Source organism: Desulfosporosinus sp. HMP52 (genome assembly GCF_000765145.1).
Classification (GTDB): domain Bacteria; phylum Bacillota; class Desulfitobacteriia; order Desulfitobacteriales; family Desulfitobacteriaceae; genus Desulfosporosinus.
In genome coordinates this window covers 1-24,776 of record NZ_JMGA01000028.1, presented here as the reverse complement: position 1 = coordinate 24,776, position 24,776 = coordinate 1, and the positions used below count along the sequence as shown (strand labels likewise).

The 24,776-nt window shown below is 39.9% G+C and carries 19 protein-coding genes and 2 tRNA genes; 16 read left to right on the top strand and 5 right to left on the bottom strand.

Annotation, left to right across the window (positions count from 1 at the left end):
• Positions 1–32 precede the first annotated feature (32 nt).
• From DP73_RS11895 to DP73_RS11850, 10 genes are all read left to right on the top strand, one after another.
• On the top strand, positions 33–2,633 hold the full coding sequence (locus tag DP73_RS11895) for a cation-translocating P-type ATPase (protein WP_034599723.1): 2,601 nt from the start codon (positions 33–35) through the stop codon (positions 2,631–2,633).
• A gap of 334 nt (positions 2,634–2,967) precedes the next feature.
• Positions 2,968–3,369 (top strand): flagellar basal body rod protein FlgB, encoded by a 402-nt coding sequence (flgB, locus tag DP73_RS11890; RefSeq protein ID WP_034599720.1) that lies wholly within the window; start codon positions 2,968–2,970, stop codon positions 3,367–3,369.
• Between the two features lie 344 nt (positions 3,370–3,713).
• Positions 3,714–4,391, top strand: coding sequence for a response regulator transcription factor (locus DP73_RS11885; protein ID WP_034599719.1), 678 nt, complete (start codon positions 3,714–3,716; stop codon positions 4,389–4,391).
• Positions 4,384–5,436 carry a HAMP domain-containing sensor histidine kinase gene (locus tag DP73_RS11880; RefSeq protein ID WP_034599717.1) on the top strand — a complete coding sequence of 351 codons (1,053 nt, stop codon included), beginning with the start codon at positions 4,384–4,386 and terminating at the stop codon, positions 5,434–5,436. The genes DP73_RS11885 and DP73_RS11880 overlap by 8 nt, the downstream gene beginning before the upstream one ends.
• A 76-nt stretch (positions 5,437–5,512) precedes the next feature.
• A complete protein-coding gene (locus tag DP73_RS11875) occupies positions 5,513–6,538 on the top strand; it encodes a hypothetical protein (RefSeq protein WP_034599716.1) in 1,026 nt (341 codons plus the stop codon).
• The gene (locus DP73_RS11870; protein WP_034599715.1) at positions 6,538–7,446 is read left to right on the top strand and encodes an ABC transporter ATP-binding protein; all 909 of its coding nucleotides are present in this window, start codon (positions 6,538–6,540) and stop codon (positions 7,444–7,446) included. Before DP73_RS11875 ends, DP73_RS11870 begins: the two co-directional genes overlap by 1 nt.
• The gene (locus tag DP73_RS11865) at positions 7,437–8,294 is read left to right on the top strand and encodes an ABC transporter permease subunit (RefSeq protein ID WP_348982417.1); all 858 of its coding nucleotides are present in this window, start codon (positions 7,437–7,439) and stop codon (positions 8,292–8,294) included. Before DP73_RS11870 ends, DP73_RS11865 begins: the two co-directional genes overlap by 10 nt.
• Before the next feature lie 172 nt (positions 8,295–8,466).
• A complete protein-coding gene (locus tag DP73_RS11860; RefSeq protein WP_034599713.1) occupies positions 8,467–8,955 on the top strand; it encodes a cytochrome c biogenesis protein CcdC in 489 nt (162 codons plus the stop codon).
• A gap of 267 nt (positions 8,956–9,222) precedes the next feature.
• On the top strand, positions 9,223–9,915 hold the full coding sequence (locus DP73_RS11855) for a response regulator transcription factor (protein ID WP_034599712.1): 693 nt from the start codon (positions 9,223–9,225) through the stop codon (positions 9,913–9,915).
• Complete coding sequence (locus DP73_RS11850) at positions 9,908–11,806, top strand: ATP-binding protein (protein WP_034599711.1); 1,899 nt, start codon at positions 9,908–9,910, stop codon at positions 11,804–11,806. The genes DP73_RS11855 and DP73_RS11850 overlap by 8 nt, the downstream gene beginning before the upstream one ends.
• Here the strand turns inward: DP73_RS11850 and DP73_RS11845 are convergent.
• A complete protein-coding gene (locus tag DP73_RS11845; RefSeq protein WP_034599710.1) occupies positions 11,796–13,484 on the bottom strand; it encodes a methyl-accepting chemotaxis protein in 1,689 nt (562 codons plus the stop codon). The genes DP73_RS11850 and DP73_RS11845 overlap by 11 nt on opposite strands.
• 288 nt (positions 13,485–13,772) lie before the next feature.
• On the opposite strand from DP73_RS11845, the gene DP73_RS11840 reads away from it, so the two are divergent.
• Positions 13,773–14,768 (top strand): deoxyguanosinetriphosphate triphosphohydrolase, encoded by a 996-nt coding sequence (locus DP73_RS11840; protein WP_034599708.1) that lies wholly within the window; start codon positions 13,773–13,775, stop codon positions 14,766–14,768.
• A 169-nt stretch (positions 14,769–14,937) separates the two neighbouring features.
• Here DP73_RS11840 and DP73_RS11835 read toward each other — a convergent pair whose 3' ends face one another.
• Positions 14,938–15,525, bottom strand: a complete 588-nt coding sequence (locus DP73_RS11835; RefSeq protein ID WP_034599706.1) for a GerMN domain-containing protein — start codon at positions 15,523–15,525, stop codon at positions 14,938–14,940.
• Positions 15,526–15,892: 367 nt separating this feature from the next.
• Here DP73_RS11835 and dnaG point away from each other — a divergent pair, with 367 nt between their 5' ends.
• The 4 genes from dnaG to DP73_RS11815 all read left to right on the top strand — a co-directional run bounded on the left by dnaG (position 15,893) and on the right by DP73_RS11815 (position 19,403).
• A complete protein-coding gene (gene dnaG / locus DP73_RS11830; protein ID WP_081963040.1) occupies positions 15,893–17,743 on the top strand; it encodes a DNA primase in 1,851 nt (616 codons plus the stop codon).
• A complete protein-coding gene (rpoD, locus tag DP73_RS11825) occupies positions 17,733–18,923 on the top strand; it encodes an RNA polymerase sigma factor RpoD (RefSeq protein WP_014904698.1) in 1,191 nt (396 codons plus the stop codon). The genes dnaG and rpoD overlap by 11 nt, the downstream gene beginning before the upstream one ends.
• Before the next feature lie 312 nt (positions 18,924–19,235).
• Positions 19,236–19,310: transfer RNA gene (locus DP73_RS11820), tRNA-Asn, on the top strand.
• 18 nt (positions 19,311–19,328) lie between these two features.
• Positions 19,329–19,403 (top strand) — tRNA-Ile (locus DP73_RS11815).
• Positions 19,404–19,875: 472 nt separating this feature from the next.
• Here DP73_RS11815 and DP73_RS11810 read toward each other — a convergent pair.
• On the bottom strand, positions 19,876–20,205 hold the full coding sequence (locus DP73_RS11810) for a helix-turn-helix domain-containing protein (protein WP_034599704.1): 330 nt from the start codon (positions 20,203–20,205) through the stop codon (positions 19,876–19,878).
• Positions 20,195–22,309, bottom strand: a complete 2,115-nt coding sequence (locus tag DP73_RS11805; protein WP_034599703.1) for a hypothetical protein — start codon at positions 22,307–22,309, stop codon at positions 20,195–20,197. Before DP73_RS11805 ends, DP73_RS11810 begins: the two co-directional genes overlap by 11 nt.
• Positions 22,310–22,870: 561 nt before the next feature.
• On the opposite strand from DP73_RS11805, the gene DP73_RS24205 reads away from it, so the two are divergent.
• Entirely contained in the window at positions 22,871–23,002 is a 132-nt protein-coding gene (locus tag DP73_RS24205; protein WP_282432676.1) for an ATP-binding protein, read from the top strand.
• Positions 23,003–23,122: 120 nt separating this feature from the next.
• Here the strand turns inward: DP73_RS24205 and DP73_RS11800 are convergent, their stop codons facing one another.
• On the bottom strand, positions 23,123–24,400 hold the full coding sequence (locus tag DP73_RS11800; RefSeq protein ID WP_034599702.1) for a hypothetical protein: 1,278 nt from the start codon (positions 24,398–24,400) through the stop codon (positions 23,123–23,125).
• Positions 24,401–24,776: the final 376 nt, after the last annotated feature.

The window sequence follows — 24,776 nt, the reverse complement described above, 5'->3', positions numbered from 1 at the left end:
TATGAGTTAGGCAAGTGAGAGGAGTCGGTAAGGTGCAAGAGTTTTATAAACTATCAGCAGCAAAAGTGTTGGAAGCTTTGGGAGTTACGGAAAGAGGGTTAACTGATGAAGAGGTAGTAAGCAGGAGAAAGGAACAAGGCTTTAATGAATTAGAAGAAAAGGGTCGGAAAGGTCCGATTCGGATATTCTTAGAGCAGTTTAAAGACTTCTTAGTACTGATTTTATTAGCCGCTGCAGCAATTTCCGCTTTGTTAGGTAAGCTGGAGAGTACATTAGTAATATTGGTTGTAGTTATTATTAATGGAATTTTGGGGACTGTACAACATCTCAAAGCAGAACAATCCCTCAAGAGCTTAAAGTCCTTATCTTCCACGAATGCTAAGGTGTTAAGAAATGGTCAGAAGATTGAAATCCCATCAAGAGAAATCCTCGTGGGAGATATTTTGTACATAGACGCTGGAGATTTTGTAAGTGCAGATGGAAGAATTCTCGAAAACTATAGTCTGCAGACAGATGAGAGCTCCTTAACAGGAGAATCTGTGAGTGTTATAAAGAATTCTGAAGTCATTGAGGGAGAACATATCGCCATAGGCGATAGAAAGAATATGGTTTTCTCCGGAAGTTTTGTAACCTATGGCAGGGCTGTAGTGATTTCGACTGGTATTGGCATGCATACTGAGATTGGAAAGATCGCCAATCTATTAAAAAATGCCCAAGAGAAGAAAACTCCTTTGCAGGTTAATCTCGATGATTTTGGTAAAAAACTTGCTGTTCTAATACTTGCTTTATCGGCATTAATTTTTGCAGTCAACCTATCTAGAGGCCATGCGCTTATGGAATCACTTTTGTTCGCCGTATCTTTAGCGGTAGCAGCGATACCGGAGGCTTTAAGCTCCATTGTAACTATTGTTCTAGCTATGGGCACACAGAAATTAGCTAAAGAAAACGCTATTGTTAGAAAGCTTCCTGCAGTTGAGGGTCTTGGCAGTGTCTCCGTGATTTGTTCCGATAAAACCGGAACCTTGACCCAGAACAAAATGAAAGTACAAAAGATTTTTGTAGATGGGAAAGTTTTAGAACACGATGAACTGGATCATGATAAATGGCTGGAAAAAATGCTTGTACAGGTAGCACTGTTATGTAATGATGCGATAACGGTTAAGGACAAAGAAATTGGTGATCCTACAGAAATTGCGCTTGTGAATTTGGGGGAGATATATGATTTAGATGAAGAAAAGATGAGGATGGATTATCCCAGACTAGGGGAAATTCCGTTTGATTCTGATCGAAAGCTAATGAGTACCGTAAATAAGTTGAATGGTAAAACTATGATGCTCACTAAAGGAGCCTTAGATGTTATGCTTTCCAGAGTGGTAAGCGTACAAAAGGATGGGGGAATAGAATCCCTAACGGAGGAAGAAAGAAATAAGATTGAGACAGTAAACAGAGAGTTCTCTGAAAGTGGGTTAAGAGTATTAGCGTTATCTTATAAAGAAATTAATGACACAGGAAAAATTGAATTAGAGGATGAGAAGGAGCTAATATTTATAGGGCTGATTTCCATGATGGATCCGCCAAGAGAGGAATCGGCACCAGCGATTGCCAGTGCCCAAAATGCTGGGATAAAACCTGTCATGATCACTGGTGATCATAAGATTACCGCCTCTGCCATAGCAAAACAAATTGGGATTTTAAAGACTGAAGCAGAGGCTGTGGAAGGCTATGAGCTCGATCAACTAAGTGATGAAACCCTTAGAGAAAGAGTGGAGCAGATTTCGGTCTATGCTCGGGTATCCCCTGAGCATAAAATTCGAATAGTAAGGGCTTGGCAAGATAAAGGCAATATAGTTGCGATGACTGGTGATGGGGTCAATGATGCTCCCGCTCTTAAACAGGCGGATATCGGTATAGCAATGGGGATTACAGGAACAGAGGTTGCTAAGGATGCTGCATCTATGGTTTTGGCAGATGATAATTTTTCTACAATTATAAAGGCGGTTTCTAATGGACGAAGTATATTTGCTAATATCAAAAATTCAATAAAGTTCCTGTTGTCAGGAAATACTGCTGGAATTTTGAGCGTAATATATGCTTCCGTTGTCGCACTGCCTGTTCCTTTTGCTCCGGTGCATTTGCTCTTCATCAACCTGGTAACGGATAGCCTTCCCGCCATTGCCATAGGGCTAGAACCCCACAATGAAAATGTTATGAAGGAAAAACCAAGAAGAAAAGACGCTCCCATCTTAGACAAGTCCTTTGGGTTAGAGGTTTTAGCGGAAGGCTTAATAATTGCAATCAGTACAATAATAGCCTTTTATATAGGATTGACCACTGGAGATACGGGGGTGGCTACTACTATGGCTTTTGCAACACTTGGTTTTTCTAGGTTATTACATGGGTTTAACTCAAGATCCAAAGAGTCAATTTTTCACGTAGGGATCTTCACTAACAAGATACTTTGGCTGTCAGTGATTATCGGGTTTTCATTAATGACACTGGTAGTAACCTTAAAACCACTCGAAAGAGTTTTCGAAGTTGTATCGTTAGATTATACACAGTTTATAACAGTATTTGGCCTGTCCCTGATTCCTTTGATAGTGGTTCAAATTTATAAACTGTTGTTTGTCAAATAATCTTCTTTAGCTGAAGAATCTCTCTGTGAAAATGAAGAATAATTCCCCAGTCTTCATGAAAAAATATGGATGGATTATCCATAACCAAGCTTGATCAACAAGGAGGGTAAGGAATTGTTGTCGTGAGTTGTAAGAGGGGAAAGATGAGAGGTGTCTAGTTGGCAGTGGAATAATTTGGAGTGATCCTTTGATATTGCTAACTGGACAGGGAATATGTTATTCTTTTTATATCATACTAATCACTCTATATTTCAAACACTATCCTGGATAAAAATACAATAAAAAATATAATGTTATTTGTGCATGAAGCTGACTTTATTGGAAGGATGAGATTATGAATCTTCTCGTTACTCCTCTTATGATTATGATGGAGAATAAACTAGAGGCCTCAGCTCTACGGCAAAAGGTAATTGCTAACAATTTGGCCAATATTGATACTCCAGGATTTAAGAAATCACATGTCGAGTTCGAAGATGTTCTACGCCAAGTCCAGAACAAAGATAGACTATCTTTACATAAAACAGACACTCGACACATTGATCTCTCTTTTACAAACATCGAGGCTGTTAAAGCCAGGGTAGAGATTGATAATTCTACTTCGCTTCGAAATGACGGAAATAACGTAGATGTTGATAAAGAAATGGCTGAATTAGCGAAAAACGGCCTTGATTACCAGGCTTTTGCGCAAATCTTAGCCGATAAATATTCCGGGAGAAAAAAGCTTATTACTGGCTAGGGAAATAATGTTATAGGAAAGCCTTATCTCAAGGGTTTGAAAGACTTATTAAAAAAAATTAGACAGGGTATTATTTCTTATGATCTAAAGAAATAATACCCTGTTTTTATTGAGCATAACATTTCGCAACGGGCGATTGTAAAACATCTTTGATTTTTTGGATTAAGAAATACCGATTTTTACTCCTATAACCACATATTCCTATGCTTTGGGCACATTTAAGTCACAATATATAGTTATACTCTTTAAAAGATATATTCGAAAAAGGTTTTAAAATGAATAATGTTACCGGGAACAAAGGGTATATCCTTTGTTTTTAGTAGTCTTTGGAAAGAAGGTTTTTCATGTTTCAAATATTGGTGGTTGAGGATAATAAGAACTTATTAATGTTAATGAAAACTCGTCTGGAACAAGCCGGTTATCGAGTTTTGCAAGCTGAAAACGGTGAAAAGGCTCTGCAAATTCTTGAAAACGAACATGTGGATTTAATTATCTGTGACATCATGATGCCCTATATGGATGGCTTTGAACTCATTGAAAGCCTTAGAGATGCAAGATTCACCCTGCCGATTTTAATTGTGACTGCTAGAGAGGATTATGAGGACAAAGAAAAAGGCTTTAGGTTGGGTACAGACGATTATATGGTTAAGCCAATTGATATGAACGAGCTGATTTTAAGAGTAGCAGCTCTGCTGAGACGGGCTAAAATTACCAATGAACATAAAATTGTTATCGGTGAAATCCTACTGGATTATGACAATTTGAGCATTACTGGGCCAGACCTTCAAATTGAATTACCCAAAAAGGAGTTTCTGTTACTCTTTAAACTGTTGAGCTATCCGAAGCAAATTTTTACAAGGCAACAGCTTATGTCTGAAATCTGGGGGCTGGATACAGATATCGATGAACGAACGGTGGACAGCCACATCAAAAAACTGCGCAAGAAGTTTGATGACAGGCCGGAGTTTAAAATTATCACGATTCGCGGTCTGGGTTATAAGGCGGAGAGGAACTATGATTAAAGATTTGACACATTCAATTCGCGCCAAAGGGACGTTAATAGCCATTGGAATCTTGGTTTTTTCCTGTTTCCTATCCTTTGCCTTGATGACGATTCTTTTCTTCTTGCTCTATCATGGTGACTTGAGTATCCGAGAAGCCCATGCGGTTTTTGGAAGTTTTATGCTGGTAACACTGCTCTTATGTGTAGCCTTAGGAGGTTCCCTATTGTACTTGGCGATGCGGAAAATTTCCGAGCCGATTATTCGAATTAGTAATTCAGCCAAAGAGGTTGCAAAGGGCGATTTTTCTGTAAAGATGGACTATCCGGGCAATGATGAAATAGGGGTCCTGGCCCAAAATTTTAATTTGATGACGGCGGAACTCGGTAATATGGTATATCTCCGCAAAGATTTTATTAGCAGCGTTTCTCACGAATTGAAAACACCCATTGCCTCTATCCAAGGCTTCGCAGAAATGCTCCAGGATAAGGATTTGTCGGAAGAGGATTTTCGATCTTACACAAATATTATTATTGAAGAAGCAAAGAGATTAAGCCATTTGAGTTCCAATATGCTGCGCCTTTCGAAACTTGACCATCAATTCATTCCAGAGCATACCAAACCATTTTCCTTAGATGAGCAGATTCGAAAGACGATAGTTCTTCTAGAGGAAAAATGGTCTCAGAAAAGTCTAGAACTTAACATTGATCTCGCTCAAATAGCTTACACGGGTGACGAAGCTTTGATTCAACAGATTTGGTTAAATCTATTGGAGAATGCCATCAAATTTTCTGCGCATTCTGGAACAATTTATATACAAGCAAAAAAAACACCCGACAATGTGATAGTTGAGATTAAGGATCAAGGTATCGGGATTGGGAAGAGGGATCAAGACCGGATCTTTGAAAAGTTTTTTCAGGGGGACAAGTCACATTCCAAAGAGGGAAGCGGCCTGGGCTTAGCTATTGTTAAGAAAATAGTGGATATCTATGCCGGAGAGGTAATTGTTGAGAGTGAATTAGATCAAGGGACGTCATTTGTGGTTAGGCTGCCGTTTAGAAATTAATACCCCGAGGGCACACTGAGGACATAATTTTGATTTAAAGTAAGAGTACCAAAAATTTGTGAAGGGACTTGATAACATGAAACGAAAAATCTTTACCTTTGCCTCTCTGGCGCTGGTGGCAGGGCTCATTACGTTTGTAAATCCGGTAAAAACTTTAGCCCTGGATGCTCTGTCGATTTTCCGCGTAAACGATGTGAAAACCATTGAAATTACAATGGCGGACTTGCAGGAAGGAATGCAAGCAATTTCTAGCCTAAAAGAAGATTTCAAGGGAAAAACATTTGAACACAAATCTCTGCTTAACCTTATTTCACAACCGAAACATGAAGTGACAAAACTGAATTCAGCTGGAGAGTTTGAGGCTTTCAAACTTCGTTTACCTTCTAAACTAGCATCTCAAACCCCTGAAATATCTGCGCTGAATTCCAGGGAAATGAAGTTTACCTTAGATGTGGATACCAGCAACGAACTGTTGAAATTGCTGCATAGTCCGCAACAACTTTCCAGCAGTTTAAACGGTGTAGAAATGTCTATGGTATCTCCAGCTGCAGCCTTCGCAAAATATGAGGATGTCCTATTCTTAGCCACCCAAAAGTCCTATTTAGATGCCCCCCAAGCTGCCAAAGAAGAGTTGCGAAATGTTATGTTAGATTTGCCCTTAATCCCTACGAATCTTCGTCAACAGCTTGCCGAAATTGATGAAAATAGTTCTGATATCTATCTTCCTGTCCTAGTAGGCTTCGGCAGAGAAGTAGATTTAGGTGGGAAAAAAGGTTACATCTACACTATGTCTGATTTAAAAGGATTTGCTGAAAATCTGCCTCAAGATATGACAGCCACAGGATCACACAGTAAATCACTTGAAAACTTAAATGGTAAGTCTCACGAAGCATCAATGAACGAAATGGGACAAGCATTGATCGACAAATACGGTGAAGAAAAATTTGCTGCTTTGAAAGAAGCTCATACCATGGCTATGGAGGAAATGTCCAATATGGATAACGCTTCTGTACTAATCTGGACTAAGGATGGCAATTTATATAGTTTAATTGGCAATAAGACGGATGCAGAGCTGGCAGAAATCGCTAGGAGTGTTCGTTAATGATCATCGAAACCCATGCTCTTACAAAAAAGTATGGTAATAAAACAGCCTGTGACCAAATCAACCTTTCAGTAGAAGCTGGGCAAGTCTATGGCTTTCTTGGCCGCAACGGCGCAGGGAAGAGTACCTGTATTAAGATGTTAACCGGGCTTGTATTCCCCACCTCTGGGAGGGGCAAAGTCCTGGGTAAACCCCTGGGTGATGTTTCCGCGCGTGAAAGAATGGGCTACCTGCCTGAACTTTTCCGCTATCAAGATTGGATGACCGGATTAGATTTGCTGAATTTCCATGCCCAATTAATTAAATTGAAAAACAAGAAGGATCAAATTGGCAGGGTCTTGAAGCTAGTTGGACTTGAAGGACAAGAAAAGTTCAAAGTTGGCTCTTATAGTAAAGGCATGCAGCAACGTATTGGGTTGGCCTGTGCGTTGCTGCCTAATCCCCAACTGATCTTTCTCGATGAGCCAACATCTGCTTTGGATCCCATTGGTCGTAAGGATGTGCGAGACATTATTGTTGCTTTAAAAAAGGAAGGGGCAACTGTCTTTCTAAACAGTCATCTTTTAAGTGAAGTGGAAGCTGTATGCGATAGTGTTACCTTTATTCACAAAGGTACGGTTGTTAAATCCGCCCGGATGGACGAGTTATTGATGAATAAAATCTCCTTAACCATTAGAGCTAAGGGTATGACTGCAGATTTATTGGTAACCATGCATAACCAATACCAGTCCTTGCAGATACTAGCAGATGGAAGTTTAACAGCTACTTTAAAGGATTACGAAGAGATTCCTGCCCTGGCAGCTAAGCTGATCTCTAATGGTTTGACACTTTATGAGTTGACACCCCACCGAGAGACACTGGAAACTGTGTTTATGCAGCTTGTCGGCGAGGAGGGGTTATCATCGTAGCAATCCTAATTACCACGCTTAATGAAGCAATCCGTAAAAAAACTTTTATCATAATGGGTATTGTCACTTTTTTGTACTTGTTATTTTGGACAGTAATGCTTAATTATTTTCCTAACACATCAGTGACCCATGGAATGGGAAATCAGTTTAGACCTTTTGCGATTCAAATGGTTACGAAAATGGGCTTTCAATTTTCTGCCATGTTAATAGCTTTGCTCACGATTATGCTTGGCTCCGGTGCCATTGCCTCAGAACTGGAGTCCGGACTGATTCAAGGGATTCTTACTCGTCCGATTCACCGCTATCAGTTTATTCTTGGCAAACTTGGAGGATTATTTCTATTAGCCTGTACCTACGCAACCCTGCTATTCTCCTCAATTCTGGTTATTGGAGCTTTATTTGGCCTAAGTACGATAACAAGTCTCACCTTCTCGCAAATCCTTTCTGGATGGTTGCTTTACCTTTTGCTGCCTGTAGCAGTTCTTTGCCTAACAATATTTGGATCCGTGACTTTAAAAGCAGTGCCCAATGGAATCTTAATGATTTTCATTTACATTTTGGGGAATGTTGGTGGAATGGTCGAAATGATTGGGCAGTATGTAAATAATAACTCGGTTATTGGTACCGGAATTTTTATTAGCTTAGTCTCGCCTTTCCAAACGATTTATAGTACGATGGAACGCATCATGGTTCCAAATTCTGAGCTGGCAGCCGGTGCCATGGCTGGTGCCAGTTTATCCGGCAGCGGTAAACAGGCAAGTATTTGGATGTTCGTCTATATTGCCATTTACATGCTTGGATTTGTGACCTTAGCGATACGGAAATTTTCCAGGAAAGATATCTCTTAGCACGGGCTCTAAAGAAAAATTTATAAATATTGATCAATAAGAAGACACAAGAGAGTCGTAATAGCTCTTTATGTCTGCTAATATAACTCTTTGCTTTATTATTAAGGCAAAGAGTTATATTATAATGTGTGTAGACTGGAATAGGCGTAATCGCGAGATAGAAAGGTTAATTATGTTGACAAAACAATTCCTAGTGGTTGCATCAATTGTCGTGTCCTTGTTAATGGTTATTGTAGTCAATTTGGTACGAGTGAAAAACACAAAAAAACCAGCAGTGGCGAAAATGATTATTTTACCTCCATTCTTTATGGCTACTGGTGGGAGTATGTTTATTTTGCCAATGTTTAGACCAACCCTGCTAGAACTGATAAGTTCCGTTGTTATGGGCATGCTTTTTTCTGTCATCTTAATAAAAACTTCTAAATTTGAAGTAAGGGACAACCAAATCTATCTCCGAAGATCAAAGTTGTTTTTAGTAGCCCTGATAAGTCTAGTCGCTTTGCGCATGATCGGGAAAATTATCCTTGCTGAGGCTATTCAGATCGATCCTACTCAAATGACCGGAATTTTCTTCATCTTAGCCTTTAGTATGATTCTGCCCTGGCGAATCAGTATGTACATAAAATTTAAACGGTTAGAACGACAACTCCAAGAAGTGTGATTTTTGCTTAGGCAAAGAATAAAATCATGGCCATAATCTCTCAGGGAATAGTCGAGATTATGGCCATGATTTTGGTTTGGCGCTGTTGTGAGGAGAGGACAACTGAAAAACAAGAAGGAGTATGACCTAAAGAGTAACAATATTCAATAAAGTAATTGATCTATAAGTTCTAAAACGACTTCAAACGTTTTAGAAATGTCACATTTATGACACAAACACTATTTTTATAAGTGATAAACTTAAGAGAGTGTGGGGGAGGTATGGCTTTTGAACAAATACATATTGATTGCCGATGATAATGAGGGCATTCTAGAAATATTAAGTACCTATGTGACTAAAGAAGGTTTTCTTCCGATTATTGCCCATGATGGGGTAGAGGCAATAGCGAAGCTTTGGGAATATAGACCCCTACTCGTATTACTTGATGTCTTAATGCCCAAGAAGGACGGGTTTGCGGTTTGTCGGGAAATTCGTCAGAGTTCCAATGTACCGATTATCATGATTACCGCCAAGGGCGAAGATGGTGATCGCATTATGGGTCTTGACATTGGCGCAGATGACTACATTGTAAAGCCTTTTAGTCCAGCAGAAGTCATGGCGCGCATTCGTGCAGTATTAAGGCGTCTTGATATTTCAGAGGAGCAAAGCAAAGACATCGTCCATTATCCTGGCTTGGAAATTAACATTTCGGATTATGAAGTGAAAATCGAAGGGCGACCCGTCAGCCTTACAAAAAAGGAACTGGAAATACTATGGGTCTTGGCATCAAATCCGGGAAAAGTTTTCTCGAGAGATAACCTTTTAAACAGTGTGTGGGGGTATGAGTATTTTGGTGATGCCCGTACTGTGGACACTCATCTCAAGAGGTTAAGATCAAAAATAGCTCCTTCTCAAACCTCTGGCTGGGAGATAAAGACTATTTGGGGAGTTGGCTATAAATTTGAGGTGAGGCATGTTTAAGAAGAGTATTGCTCTAAAATTAACGGCTGGTTTTGTTGGAATAGTGCTCCTTTCTATGTTAGTCATAGGGGGATTGTTTATTCAGATGTTCAGGCAGTATACCTTCAGCAGCCGAGAACAAACTATGCTGGACCGTGCTCGAAGTATAGCGGAGGTGATTGCCGAGAACTCCCAAAGTAGTGGTCAGTTTGGGGGCTTCGCTGGATCTATGCGCTTCCTGGATACGATGACTGAGGCAAAGGTGTGGATCACTGACAAGCAAGGGAACCTCTCTCTGATGTCTGGAATGGGTTTTGGAAAAGGCAGAGGTGCAGGTGCAGGTCAAGGCCAACAAGGCCAAGGCCAAGGCCCGGGTACAGGAATGGGTATGAGTATGAGTATGAGTATGAGTATGAGTATGAGGCAAGGGCAGCCTTTTAACTCAGAGCCTCTCCCACAGGAGGCTGAAAGAGTAATTGAAGGGGTTTTAAGTGGACAAGAATCAGTCAGTGAAAATTTTAGCAGTGTCTACAATGAAGCCACTCTGACTGTAGGCGTACCGATTATTGATCCCGACCATCAAGTTATTGGCTCTGTACTTCTCCATTCCCCGGTTACGGGAATTACTGCAACAGTCAATAAAGCAGTTCGAATTTTGGCAATCAGTCTTCTGGGGGCGCTTGTGCTAGCCCTGGGTTTAGGTGTTTTCTACTCCCTGCTCTTTACCCGTCCCTTGAAAGCCATGAACCTAACTGCCTTAGAAATGACGCAAGGAAATTATTCTGTTAAAACAGGAGTTAAGCGCGAAGATGAATTGGGACAACTGGGGAATTCCCTTGACCTTTTGGCCGGTAAGTTAGGTTATACGATTAATCAGCTTTTTCAGGAGAAAGGAAAACTCAAAGACATCATTGCGAGTATTTCAGATGGAATCGTGGCCTTTGACATGACTCTTAAACCCATAAGTGTCAATTCTGCACTTTCGGAAATTATGAATAGACCTCATCCCTATTTGAATGAAGACATAGAAAAGGACCTCAATGAATTGAAAATTGAGGTCCAGCTTACGAAAGTAATGGAGGATAAAAAGACCTCTCAAGTACTCAAAGATTGGTTGGGTAAAAAGCTTATGTTTACTCTTTCGCCAATTGTCGATAACTCGGGAATGGTGACAGGGAGTGTTGCCTTAGTTCAGGATATTAGTAGGAGTGAGCGGCTTGAACAACTACGACGGGACTTCGTGGCCAATGTGTCTCATGAATTTCGCACTCCTTTGACCGTCATTCGTGGATCCCTTGAAGCCATGGTGGATGGAACAGTAGAAAACAGCGAGGAGATTAAACGGTACCACCAAAGGATGCTTTCTGAAACCCGCGGGTTGGAACGATTGGTAGGAGATCTTTTGGAGCTTTCTCGCCTTCAATCCGGCAAGATTAGAATGAATAAAGAAAAGCTGTATATGCCAAATCTTCTTGAAGATGTGGTGAGAAGTCTTCAGACCATTGCCGTAAGAAAAGGGATTAAAGTCGAGTATCTTTCTAAACAAGATATTCCTCCTTTTGAAGGAGATTATGATCGCTTGCGCCAACTGTTGGTAATATTTCTGGACAATGCTGTCAAATATTCGCCGGTGAACACCACAGTGACCGTTGAAACAAGTCTATTTAATATTACGACTCTTTCGGTGATAATTCGCGATCAAGGTGATGGAATTGCACCGGAAGAATTGCCTTATATCTGGGATCGTTTTTACAAAACTGATAAATCAAGAAACAGCGGAGGTACCGGGCTCGGCCTTGCTATTGCAAAGCATTTAATAGAACTTCAGAATGCATCGGTTTCCGTGCAGAGCGAGTTGGAGAGGGGTACAGTCGTGGAAATAAAGCTGCCCCTTGGTAACCCTAAAGTTTAAAAGCACTCACAATTTTTTGCAAGTCCTGAACCATGGCAACTAACTCTTTGCTCGACAAGTTAATTTGTTCCAGGGAAGCAGTCTGTTCTTCTACAGCTGCCGATACAGTTTGAGTCTGATCTGCGGCATCTTGACTAATTCGATCAATGTTTTGAGTGGAAGAGACGATTTTTTCTGTACCACTAGCTATTGCTTGAGTCGTAGCGGATATTTCTTGCACTTGATTAGAGACTTGAAGAACCAGCTTGGTGATATCTTGAAATAATTTTCCGGCGGTATCGACAGTGTCTATACCTGCTTTAACATCTTTAATTTCATCGTCCATGGCCCTAACTGCTTCGTTAATATTATTTTTGTTTGCTTCAATTAACATAGAAATCTTTTGAGCAGCTTCCTTGGATTGTTCAGCTAGTTTTCTAACTTCATCAGCAACTACAGCAAATCCTCGTCCTTGTTCTCCGGCTCGTGCTGCTTCAATTGCTGCATTAAGTGCGAGAAGATTTGTTTGTTCAGTTATTCCAGTGATAACTGTAATGATTTCGTTGATCTGCTCCGAGCTTTCCGACAAATTCTGAACGGTCTGTTGAACCTGCTCTGTTTTTTGATTGATACTATCCATCTGGACAACCACTAAATTAATAGCCTCTTGGCCCAGATGAGTGGTTTGAGTGGTTTTGGCTGTCAATAAAGCTATCTCATTGCTCGTGGCTGCAACCTGCTGAGTGCTGGCAGATAATTGTTCAATAGCCTGGACAGTATCTGCTATTGAATTAACCTGATCCGCAGAGCCAACAGCCACTTTCTCAATTGATACAGCTATTTGAGCCGACGCCTCTGCACTTTGCTCTGTGATGGTTAGCATTTCGCGAGATGAATCAGCTACCTGCTCAGATGCCCTAGAAACATGTTGGACTAAATTCCTTAGGTTAGCAGCCATAGTATTGAACGAACTGCTTAAGTGCCCAAACTCATCTTTATAGTTAGAATTAAGTGCTTCAATAGATAGATCACCCTGGGCGATCTTATCGGCTGAATTCACAATATGATGGAGGCGCCTTAGAGTGCGTGATACGATTATCCAAATGACCATGGCTGATATTAATAGTTCAATGATTATAAAAATAATGATTTTATTACTAAGCCCAGACACTAAATGGTCAATCAGTGAAATTGGCACTCCAATAAAGGTCATACCTATAACTTTGCCTTGTTTATCAATTATTGGTTCATATATGGTTTGGTTTTTTACTCCAACTACAACAACTTCTCCCTTGTAGGTTTTACCCTCTTTAAGGGTGATCTCTTCAACCTCGGATGACACCTTTGTTCCAACAGCCCGTGTGCCGTCCTCTTTTTTTACGTTTGTAGCGATACGAGTATTTCCTTGAAAAATTGTCACATTATCATTAGAGAGTTCGCCGATTTGGTCAACAATAGTACTATCATTTATGACACTTTCGCCTTTATATAGTTTGTTATCTTTAATCGACCAGTCTCCTGGAAATGACTTGTCGATAATCAAATTACTGAGAGCAAGATCAGAGTGCAATTTTTCTTGGGCCATTGTCATCATTCCACTATGAAGTGTTCGAATCGAAAAAACGGTTATTACTGTTGTTGCTACAAACACTAAAGCAACAATGATTGTGACTAGTTTAGTTTTAATACTAAAATTCATTTATTCCCCTTCTTTCTCCAAATGAGATTAAATCTCGATATCATACAACACATTATTTGTATATTCGACATTTATTCACGATATTCCTTCAACACCCATTTTTAGCAAACATAAAATTTTTGAACCGAGTCAATGTTTTGAACTAGGTAAATTATGAATCTCAAGAAGCAACGGGCATTAACGTGCCGTTTCTCTCCTTTCCCTTAGGAAGGCAGGTATTTATCCGGTCATTATGCTAAAATAAAAGAGAACTGTTTACAGAATAGTTTCTAGACAAGGGGGGATAAGATGAGCGGGAGCTTAAACATTCGTCAACGCTCGGAAAAAGAAGAGGAAACGCGACTCTCACCCTATGCAGCAAAAAGCAAAGATGCTAAACGCGAGGGTCTGGAAGAAGAGTGCCCAATTCGCACAAAATTTCAACGGGATCGAGATCGGATTTTGCATAGCAAACCATTTCGTCGTCTTAAACATAAAACCCAGGTGTACATTGCTCCTTCAGGAGATCATTATAGGACTAGAATGACTCATAGTTTAGAAGTATCCCAAATATGTCGCACTATTGGCCGGGGACTTCAGTTGAACGAAGATCTTATTGAAGCCATAGCTTTAGGACATGATGTAGGGCATACTCCCTTTGGCCATGTTGGGGAAGAGGCTCTACGACGCATTATTGGCCATTTTGAGCATAATGAGCAGTCCATTCGCATCCTCAAGGTGCTGGCTAAGGATGGTCTGGGTTTAAATCTTACGGATTGTGTTCTGGACGGAATCTTAAATCACACTGGTGAAGGTATTCCGAAGACCTTGGAAGGTCAGATTGTTAAAACAGGAGATAGGATTGCTTATCTGTGTCATGATTATGATGATGCTTTAAGGGCCGGCTTGCTGACTGAAAGTGACTTGCCCCTGAATGTCAAGGGAATGTTGGGGGTGAAACCAAGTGATATGATTACCACAATGGTAGTGGATATGATAGATGCGTCTACTGGAGAAAATCAAATTAAACAGTCTGTTGAGATCAATGCGGCAATGAATGAGTTTAGACAATTTATGTTCGCAAGGGTCTACACCAGTTTAAATTTGCGGGAAGAAAGGGAGAAAGGGCAGTACATAGTTCAAGCACTTTTTAATTATTATCGTCAGAACTTTTCAAAACTTCCTCAGAACTTCTTGGTTTGGGCCGGTGGTGATAAAACTACTGCGGTTGTTGACTACATTTCAGGTCTTACCGATAATTATGCCATTGATCTTTTTCAAAGCTTATTTATTCCTCGGAAGTAAAAAGATGATGAAAAAGTGGTTGAGATTTAAATCTCAACCACTTTTGTAATATATTCCATAATTAAAGTATAAGTTTTGTCTTAGAGAAGTAAAATAAAGCTATCAGACATAAGGTAGTTAGTGTGTTATTGAATAAAAAGACAAATCAAAGGAATCTACTATGGATTAGCTAGGATTTGATAATTAAGCTCTCATCGGGTTTGATTGGATCATGGGTATCCAAATGACCGAGAATGCCAGCGTGTTTTGCGCCCTCCAGAAGAAACTGGACACTCTGGACATTAGGAAGGGTCGTTAAGGTGTTTACAATACTATATATGGTCATTTGTTCCCCGGCAGAGCCTCCCCCAAAGTTTGCTTTAAACTCCTTAGAGAGATTAATCGTAGCTATTCCATCTGCGCTTACCTTAGCGTCAAGAAGAGTGGTTCCTGATGGGAGAGGGGGTTCATATCCACTAGGAGGGTGAGCTAATTCGTTAAACATTGCCTTAATAACTGCCTCATCCTTTACTTCAACGGTTCGTTCAAAAGAAACCAACCCTGTAGCATCTGAGTTAGGGAAATAAAGCTTCATTTGTAGGGAATTTTTAGGTTGCTCTATTGTATCCGTATTGGAAGGCGGCGGGGTGGTTGCTGTATCCGAAGGTTTATTATCAACCTGAGCTTTGGAGGAATTGCACCCTGTCAGAAAGGCACCTGCCAGCAACAGGCAAAAAAGCATAGCTAAAATAATTGTGCGTGTTGATCCCTTTGTCATAAAACATTCACCTTCCTTAAGTTAATTGACCTATGAGCTTAATGTTCGTCCATCGGCACTAGTCCAATCTTTTATATATACTATCATGCTTTTTAAATGAGCGAAAGGGCTAAGGGATTGATTCTAGTTTTTAGGCAACTGATCATAGATAATTTATTTTTATAAAATAATTGTCGAAGTAAGAAGGTATTATCCTTGAAAAAGAAGAATTAATACAATTGAAGAAGATGATTTTACCCTCACTAAACAGTTTCACCGAATGAAGAACTAAAAAAGAGGATTTTATGAAGTTTCGGCGAAAGAAATGTATATGTAAGGGTTGACAAAATAAACAAAGTGTGGCTGGAAACTGAAAGGCGTAGGAGACGTGGATATTAGACTTCATCAAGAATTTATGCCGGAAGAAATTATCGAGGAAGTGCGATTACGCACAGATATTGTAGAGATTATATCTGAATATGTAAGCTTGCAGCGTAAAGGGAAAACTTATTTGGGGCTTTGTCCTTTTCATACGGAAAAAACTCCTAGTTTTACTGTAACCCCTGAAAAACAAATGTTTTATTGTTTTGGCTGCAATGTTGGGGGGAATGTTTTTTCTTTTCTTATGAAAAAGGAGAACTGGTCCTTCATCGAATGTGTTCAGAATTTGGCCTCTAGATATGGTGTGGCATTACCTGAGAAAGAGTTATCTCCGCGTGAACGGGAAGCAAATCGACGTCGACAGCGTTTTGAAGAAATCCATGAATTAGCTACCAGCTATTTTCATGAACTTTTACTTAATGCACCTGAAGGAGAAGTTGGAAGACTCTATTTCTCAAAACGCGGGGTTGACTTAGATACCATGAAGAGCTTTCGTCTGGGTTATGCACCTGATCGCTGGGATGGGTTACTAACTTTCATGAAGGAACGAGGAGTGCAGCCAAATGAATTAGTAGAGAATGGGCTGGCGATAGAAAGGGGAACCCAAGGCAAAAGCGGAGGTTATTATGATCGCTTTCGAAACCGTGTCCTCTTTAGTATTCTTGATCGACGAAACCATTCAATTGGATTTGGCGGTCGAGTTCTAGATGATTCTCTTCCTAAATACCTTAATTCTCCGGAAAGCGAGTTCTTTAACAAGGGGCATCAGCTATATGGCATACATCGGGCCCATCAAGGAATTCGGGAGAAAGGGTATGCCCTTTTGGTTGAAGGCTATATGGATGTGATAGCGCTTCAGAATGCCGGCTATCCCAATGCAGTCGCCTCTTTGGGGACAGCTTTAACAAGGGATCAGGCCAAGCTATTAAGACGGTATACACAGCATGTCATCCTGCTTTATGATTCTGATGAAGCCGGAATCCAGGCTGCGTTAAGAGGAGGAGAAATTCTTCGAGATGCGGGAATCCGCTTGGATGTAGCTACTTTAAAAGGAGCAAAAGACCCTGATGAGTTCCTGAAACGGTATGGAGCCGAGGACTTTGGAAAAGTATTAGGTCAGGTTTTGAATTATTTTGAGTTCAAATACCGGACGCTTGTTAAGGAAGTTCCTCCTCAGACCATTCAGGAAAAAGCAGAATTAGTCGTGAAGCTTGCTCCGGATATCATAAAAGTTAGCAGTCCAATCGAACGTGAAGGTTATGAGCGTTTCTTGAGTTTTGAACTTGGTCTAACTTTTGAGGCGGTACAACGAGAAATCTATAGAGTAGAAAACAAAAATACTAAAAATGTACAATTTATCGAATATTCTCAGCAAAAACAGGTTAGTTCTGGGAAAAATAGAGATAATATTAAGGGTGAAATTATTTCTCAAGGTGAAAATACTCCAGCTTCACCAACAGTCCATTTAAAGGTGTATCGATCCGAACGTATTCTTTTACGGTTACTTATAGAGGAGATTTCATACTTGCCAAAAATTAAGGCGGAATTGGGAGAATCCTTTTGGAAGGTACCGGAGCATCAGCAAATCTTTAATTATCTCAATCAGGAGGGTAAATTGCCTGTTAACAGTGAAGAACAGGTTCAAAGCCGCTTGGCTAGTTTACTCCTGGAAGAGTTAGATATAACCCATTCCGAGCGGCTTTTAGAAGATTGTATCCAAGGGATTCTTTCTACTCAAGCAAATGAAAGAGTCGAGGATCTTCAAGCCCGCATGGCGGCTTTAGAAAAATCCGGTGACATGGCAGGGGCTATGGCTCTGTTGAAAGAGATAGGAGAGCGGTTGAAACGTGGCGAATAGTAAGGTTATAGGCACCAAAAAGAATGATCCGAGGGAAGGTGGGGGACAGATGAACGAAAAGCAAAAGATTGACAATGTCCAAGCCCTCATTCAAAGTGGAAAAAAGAAGGGATCTTTAACTTACAAAGAAATTATGGATGCTCTTCAAGGAATTGAACTTTCCGCGGATCAAATTGATGATATCTATCAGCAACTAGGACGCATGGGAATAGATGTGGTGCCGGAGCCTGAGGAAGTTGAACTGGAAATCTTAAAAGGCGTTAAAGTTGACGAAGATGATGACATTGTAGAGGATCCGGACGATGATGTTGAGGAAGAGGCGGAAGTGGATCTTTCTGTACCAGAGGGTGTAGGAATTGATGATCCTGTTCGCATGTACCTAAAAGAAATCGGACGAGTTCCCCTGCTCTCAGCCGATGAGGAAATCGAATTAGCCAAACGAATGGAGAACGGTGACGAAGAAGCAAAACGCCGCTTAGCGGAGGCAAACTTGCGCCTTGTGGTTAGTATCGCTAAGCGCTATGTCGGACGGGGCATGCTTTTTTTGGACTTAATCCAGGAAGGTAATCTTGGTCTGATTAAAGCTGTAGAAAAATTTGATTATGTTAAAGGCTTTAAGTTTAGTACCTATGCCACTTGGTGGATTCGTCAAGCTATTACCCGCGCCATTGCAGATCAAGCTCGGACCATTAGAATTCCCGTGCATATGGTTGAAACTATCAATAAGCTAATTCGGGTTTCACGTCAACTTTTACAGGAATTAGGAAGAGAGCCAGCTCCCGAAGAAATTGCTAAAGTAATGGATATTCCTGTGGAGAGGGTTAGGGAGATTATGAAAATCGCCCAAGAACCTGTGTCTCTTGAAACCCCCATTGGGGAAGAGGAAGATTCCCATTTAGGCGATTTTATTCCGGATGATGATGCTCCGGCACCCGCTGAGGCTGCTTCGTTCATCTTGCTAAAAGAACAGTTAGAAGAAGTCTTAGAGACCTTGACCCCGCGCGAAGAAAAAGTTCTTAGATTACGCTTTGGACTTGATGACGGACGCACCAGGACTTTAGAGGAAGTTGGACAGGAATTCGGTGTCACTCGTGAACGTATCCGACAGATCGAGGCCAAGGCATTGCGTAAATTACGCCACCCTAGCCGTAGTAAGAAATTGAAGGATTATTTGGAGTAAAGTCTTCTTGAGATTACAGCCCAAGTACTTCAGGGAAGATAGAACAGCGTCGCAGGTGGAACTACCCTCTGCGGCGTTTTGTCTTTATCGAAGTGTGATAGAGTATTTCTATTCATAAGAGGCTAAAAAGACGTGTCCATCAAAAGGTGAATTGAAAGGAAACTTCCACTTTGTAAGACTAACTTCCACATGTAAGTGTAGTAGGGGTGGAAATAAGTTTTACAATCGAGGCGTCTCTAAAAAACTTTAAAAAGTTTCGCCAAAGACTTGACTATAGGTCGTTAATTACGTATAATAACCCGTGCAGAGCATTCCTCGATAGCTCAATGGTGGAGCAACCGGCTGTTAACCGGTAGGTTGTAGGTTCGAGTCCTACTCGGGGAGCCATTTACTTCAGTTCTTTTCGGGCCCATAGCTCAGCGGTAGAGCCCCCCGCTCATAACGGGTTGGTCCTAGGTTCGAATCCTAGTGGGCCCACCAACCTTCCGTACTAAAAGGTAATCAAATGTTCGAAATGTTCGAACGCCTGGAAAAATAAGGAAAAAGACCCTTCCGAGCAGAACTCGGAAGGGTCTTTCCTATTATTAAGATAGTAAGAGTTAATTATTGGGAAATAATGTCCTTTTTCCTTTGCATTAGGAGCATAGTTCGTTTCTTTAGCTCCATGCAACAGTTTATAAACTTAACCCGCCAAAAATTTATCAATCTGGAATTGCATAAATTACTACGACTGTAGGGATTAATTCCCCATCCTTGCCATAAGTCCCTTAACTAAAACTCTGAGCATTGCGCTAGCAGGCCCTAAAGAAGCGATAGCCCCTGCTAAGTTAGCAATGCATAATAAACAACACGGATCTCAGGCTGAAGTCTCTACTAGGCCTCATGGCCTGCTAATGAATCATCTTTCATTATGCTATAAAAATAGTCTAGGTATATTGAGAAAACAAGGTATTTAGTTGTCCAAGAACATCTTAGCTATCGAATTTGTTCGACAATAACTATTTTTTAGGAAATCCTTAATATTCTTACCAACTATTCTATAGCTTCCTCCAGGACTAACCTGTAATGCGTTTAGCTTATTTTGCCTACATAGCCTTGTAACATGCTGAGGTGTGAATTTGAGGAATTCCGCCACTTCCGTAGTAGAGTATATATCATCATCATTAATATTTTCAACTATGGATGGTAGTTGAGGGATTAAACCCAAGTTCTTTAATAATAGCGCCTTTTTTTCCTCGGAAATAGATTTAAGAATAAGAGCATCATTTTCGTCATTTGACATACGTGTTAACCCCCTTTAATTCAATAAGTACTTTTGTCATTTCACGAAGTTTTGATCGCAACATTATCTTATTCGTTACGGACTTGCGTTTCAGAAGCCTTTCTATTTCTTCAATTCCTAGTTCAAGATCTCTTATCCTCTTTTCCCTAGGGGAAATCATTGTTTGGGGTAAGAATTCAGGTATTGAATCGAATTTGCTCTCTTCCGTTTCCAAGGTTAGAGTGGGATACAAATTTTCCCTTTCATAGGAAGCGAGTGGTTCTGGTATCTGTCGTTTTTCTTCCCAAATTTTTAGGTTGGCGAGGTCCCAAGGAAAGTTTAGGGCATTATTAATACATAGAATATACTGACCCTGCGTAGGCTTACTTGTATAGTGTTTCACGTTAACAGTACCCCTCAATTTATGTCTTAAGTGAATTTCTGCAATTCGGTTCACTATATCTGCTGGTAAGTTTACGGGCGTTTTCTTAATCCAATCATTGATAGAGCGCCTCAAATCGTGACTGCTGACGTTCCCTCTAATTTTTGTTTCCATTTGATTCTTTGTTCTTTGAAAAATTTCAAATGCAATAGCCTCCCCACAATCCCTAGCTTTTTCTAGCCACAAGGCATATTCCATTTCATTATTAATGTGACTTGGGACTTTGTCGAAAAGCTCATCATATTCACGAACGGCCTTTTGTCGCAAAAGATAGGTCTCCGATGTGTGGAATTTCATGAAATCCGTTTCGAGATACATGTTGATTATTTCACGTAGTTTTGGGACGACTGCAATATGATATGGTTTAAATGAGGGGGAATAGCCTCCCTTCGATTTATACGCAGGAAGCACTAGCGCTCCGAAGCCATTTCCGACGTCCCTTAGAAGACCTCTTTCGTCTAATTCGAAGTCACCAATTTGTATCTGAACTGCCTCACTTAACCTTAAAGCCAAGAAGCCAACGAGGCATAAATAAATGACAAACTTAAGTTTGGTTTTTTTTATGCAGGTTCGGAAAGCAGTAGTAATTATTGTAATAAAGTCTTTTCTAGAGATAAAATTCCCATCCCCCGCCACGAAAGTCGAAGTTGCAGGTTTAGGCATCCTCTTATATAAATTAACTAATTGAGTTCTATTACTCTCTTCTATAGTGTAATTTTCCAACAAATAAGGTATGAATTGTTTTAAGTTATGTGCCTGATTTCTGGTTACCTTTTTAACCATAAGATAATCAGCTAGAGTTAATGAGAAGACTGAAAACTCACTTATGCCAGTTTCAGTGCAGCCCCGAGCTTTAATGACTTTTATTAAAAAATTCTTAAGAGTCTTTTCATTGCTTATTGCGTTGGTAGGCTTCCATTTCGAATCACTTACTTTTTGCGATTCGAAAAAAATCGCTATACCTGCCGCTTTATAATTAACGAATTTAGTGATAATTACCTGGGTATCATTGTTTAACAAGTTGACCTTCTCCTTTACTCCTTGCAAAAACGTAACTAAATACATAATGTAAATTCTCATTTTTTTGTATTTACATTGAGTGTAGTTAGCTTTAAGAAAATTCAGATAATCGTTGAGAACACCTACTAATTTGTGATTATCAAAGCAAATTGTGAGTCCTTGTTCGACGGTCCAAATGTATAGATCGATAATGGAACTTATTCGAAAACTGCGGTTAGTTATTGATAAGAACCACCCTTTAAATTTATCCCTGTTGTCTTCAGGTATCTCATCAGGCAATTCGTTAAGAAGTTCCTTGCCCTTTGGGTCCGTTGCAAATTGTTTACTGGCTTTTAAGAAGATTTCAAATAAGTAACGAAAGGCCTTTGTATCAATAACGCTACATCTTTCCAGTAGAATTTTTACATGTGAAAGCTTAAGAAATAGAGACATGGGGTATTTGCTGTCTTTAAATAAAAAATAAAAGGTTCCTTTAAAGTGAGGAGATTCAAATACTACGGTATTGCCTTCGTTTTTGGCCACTTCTGCAACCCACTCAAGCACATGCATCGGGTCAATCTCTCGTGAATCAAGAGGATATGTATGACCAAGAGCAAATTCAATAAATTGAGAAACTCTACTTTTTGAAGCTGCTCTTGGGCAACGCAATTCAGAAATAAACATTTTTTTCACCCACTTGTACCCTAATGAATGCTCGTGCATTCGCTTTAATAAATATCTGATTTATTTTGGAATTGAAGACTCCTGCGACGATATAGAGTTTTTGAGAACTGTACGTACGTCACGGATATTTGAAAAATAAATGCTTTGTAAGGTGAGTGTTGCCAAAGAAAAAAATATTTATTCATCGAGTGTATAAATATAACCAAGTGCGGTTACATTATGAAGTTGATTACATTGTACTTGTACTAGTACAATGTAATCAATGTGATCCATTTACCGAAAAAAGTCACGTTCTATTGCTCTTGGCATGGGGGTCATGCAACAGGGATACAGCGTGCGTTTTGTACTGGTTATGCAACTCATCTAGGAGTTGCAGCAAGAGAATCGGAATACCGTCTTCCCCGTTATCTGAAAAATTGGAACAAGTATGATTTAGTGATTCTATATGAACTCTACCCCTTTGGGAGAAGGGGGCAAGCTGCTCTTTGAGTTTACTTCTCAGCGTTATGAATGTGAAAGCCTCATTATTACTCTAATCTGGAGTTTTCACGCTGGACTGAAGTGTTTGGAGATTTCCCTTTAACCACAGCACTATTAGATCGCCTAACTCACCATTCTCACATCCTTGTATTTAATGGTGTTTCGCACCGATTCCGTGAGTTTTTAAGGCGCTTAGAGGGGGGCGAGGAGTGAATAGAAAGACGACAATACCCTACAACCTTGAGCAAGACCAGTGGTGTGCCAAATTAAATGGGCGGATGTATACCTTCATATGTATTAACATCTTTTTATTTGCCAAGGTAGGTCTGCTTTTTAGTTATCAAGGCGGTCAACTTTTAAGTTGAAAAATACATCTTCCGTTTCTACGGTTACAGCGGGATACAAATTTTTGCTCTCATAGGAATGGAACTGATCTGGTATCATTCGTTTTGCTTCCCAGATTTGTAGGTTAGTTAGTTCCCAAGGAAAGTTGAGTGCATTATTAATGCATTCGATATATTGAACGAGCGTAGGCTTGTTAGTATAGAGTATATGGTTAAAGCTATCTCTAGATTTAAGCCTTAAATGAATTTCCGCAATTCTATTCACTATATCGGGTGGCAATTTCGAGGGTGTTTTCTTAATCCAATCATTGATAGAGCGTCTCAAATCCTGACTACTCAAGTTTCCGCTAATTTCTGTTTCCAGTTGACTCTTTGTCCTTTTGAAAATATCGAATGCTATTGATTCCCCACGATATTTTGCTCTATTTAGCCATATGGCATATTTTTCTCTCTCTTTATTGTGGTTTGGGACTTCGTCGAAAAGAGGATCGTATTCACGAACGGCCTCGGTCCGCATAAGGTATGTCTCAGGCGTGTGGAATTTCATGAAATCCGTTTCGAGATACATGTTGATTATTTCACGTAGCTTTGGGACGACTGCAATATGATATGGTTTAAATGAGGGGGAATAGCCTCCCTTCGATTTATACGCAGGAAGCACTAGCACTCCGAAGCCATTCCCGGCGTCCCTTAGAAGACTTCTTTCGTCTAATTCGAAGTCACCAATTTGTATCTGAACTGCCTCACTTAACCTTAATGTCAAAAGACCAACGAGGCATAAGTAAATGACAAACTTTAGTCTGGTTTTTTCCCTGCAGGTTCGAAAAACAGTAGCAATTATGGCAATAAAGTCTTTCCTAGAGATGAATTTCCCATCTCTCGCCATGAAAGTCGAAGTTGCTGGTTTAGGCATTCGCTTATATAAATTAACTAATTGAGCCCTATTGCTCTCTTCTATAGTGTGATTTTCCAACAAATAAGGTATAAATTGTTTTAAGATATGTGCCTGATTTCTGCTTACCTTAACCATAGAATAATCTGCGACTGTTAATGAGAAGACTGAAAACTCACTTATGCCAGTTTCAGTGTAGCCCCGAGCTCTAATGACTTTTATTAAGAAATTTTTAAGAGCGTTTTTATTGCTTATTGCGGTGGTCGGATTCCATTGTGAATCACTTGCTTTTTGCGATTCGAAGAAAAACGCCATACCTGCCGTTTTGTAATGAACGAATTTAGTGATTATTACTAGGGTATCATTGTTTAACAATTTAACCTTCTCCTTTACTTCTTGCAAAAACGTAACTATATACACAATGTAAATCCTGACTTTTTTGTATTTACATTGAGTGAAGTTAGCTTTAGAAACTTCAGATAATCGTTACATCTTTCCAGTAGAATTTTTACACTGAAAGCTTATGAAATAGAGACACGGAGTGTTTTTTGAAGCTGCTCTTGGGCAGCGCAATCAGAAATCAACATTTTTTCACCCGCTTTTTTGAAATCTGTACGTACGGATATTTGCAAAATAAACGTTTTGTAAGGTGAGTATTGCCAAGAAAAAAATATTTATTCATCGAGTGAATAAATATCATCAAGTGCGGTTACATTAGGAAGTTGATCATATTGATTACATTGTACTAGTA

Bases quoted from the DNA above. Each gene is read 5' to 3' on its own strand.
- flgB (WP_034599720.1), top strand. From the start codon at position 2,968: ATGAATCTTCTCGTTACTCCTCTTATGATTATGATGGAGAATAAACTA.
- DP73_RS11885 (WP_034599719.1), top strand. From the start codon at position 3,714: ATGTTTCAAATATTGGTGGTTGAGGATAATAAGAACTTATTAATGTTA.
- DP73_RS11880 (WP_034599717.1), top strand. From the start codon at position 4,384: ATGATTAAAGATTTGACACATTCAATTCGCGCCAAAGGGACGTTAATA.
- DP73_RS11875 (WP_034599716.1), top strand. From the start codon at position 5,513: ATGAAACGAAAAATCTTTACCTTTGCCTCTCTGGCGCTGGTGGCAGGG.
- DP73_RS11870 (WP_034599715.1), top strand. From the start codon at position 6,538: ATGATCATCGAAACCCATGCTCTTACAAAAAAGTATGGTAATAAAACA.
- DP73_RS11860 (WP_034599713.1), top strand. From the start codon at position 8,467: ATGTTGACAAAACAATTCCTAGTGGTTGCATCAATTGTCGTGTCCTTG.
- DP73_RS11850 (WP_034599711.1), top strand. From the start codon at position 9,908: ATGTTTAAGAAGAGTATTGCTCTAAAATTAACGGCTGGTTTTGTTGGA.
- DP73_RS11845 (WP_034599710.1), bottom strand. From the start codon at position 13,484: ATGAATTTTAGTATTAAAACTAAACTAGTCACAATCATTGTTGCTTTA.
- DP73_RS11840 (WP_034599708.1), top strand. From the start codon at position 13,773: ATGAGCGGGAGCTTAAACATTCGTCAACGCTCGGAAAAAGAAGAGGAA.
- DP73_RS11835 (WP_034599706.1), bottom strand. From the start codon at position 15,525: ATGACAAAGGGATCAACACGCACAATTATTTTAGCTATGCTTTTTTGC.
- DP73_RS11810 (WP_034599704.1), bottom strand. From the start codon at position 20,205: ATGTCAAATGACGAAAATGATGCTCTTATTCTTAAATCTATTTCCGAG.
- DP73_RS11805 (WP_034599703.1), bottom strand. From the start codon at position 22,309: ATGTTTATTTCTGAATTGCGTTGCCCAAGAGCAGCTTCAAAAAGTAGA.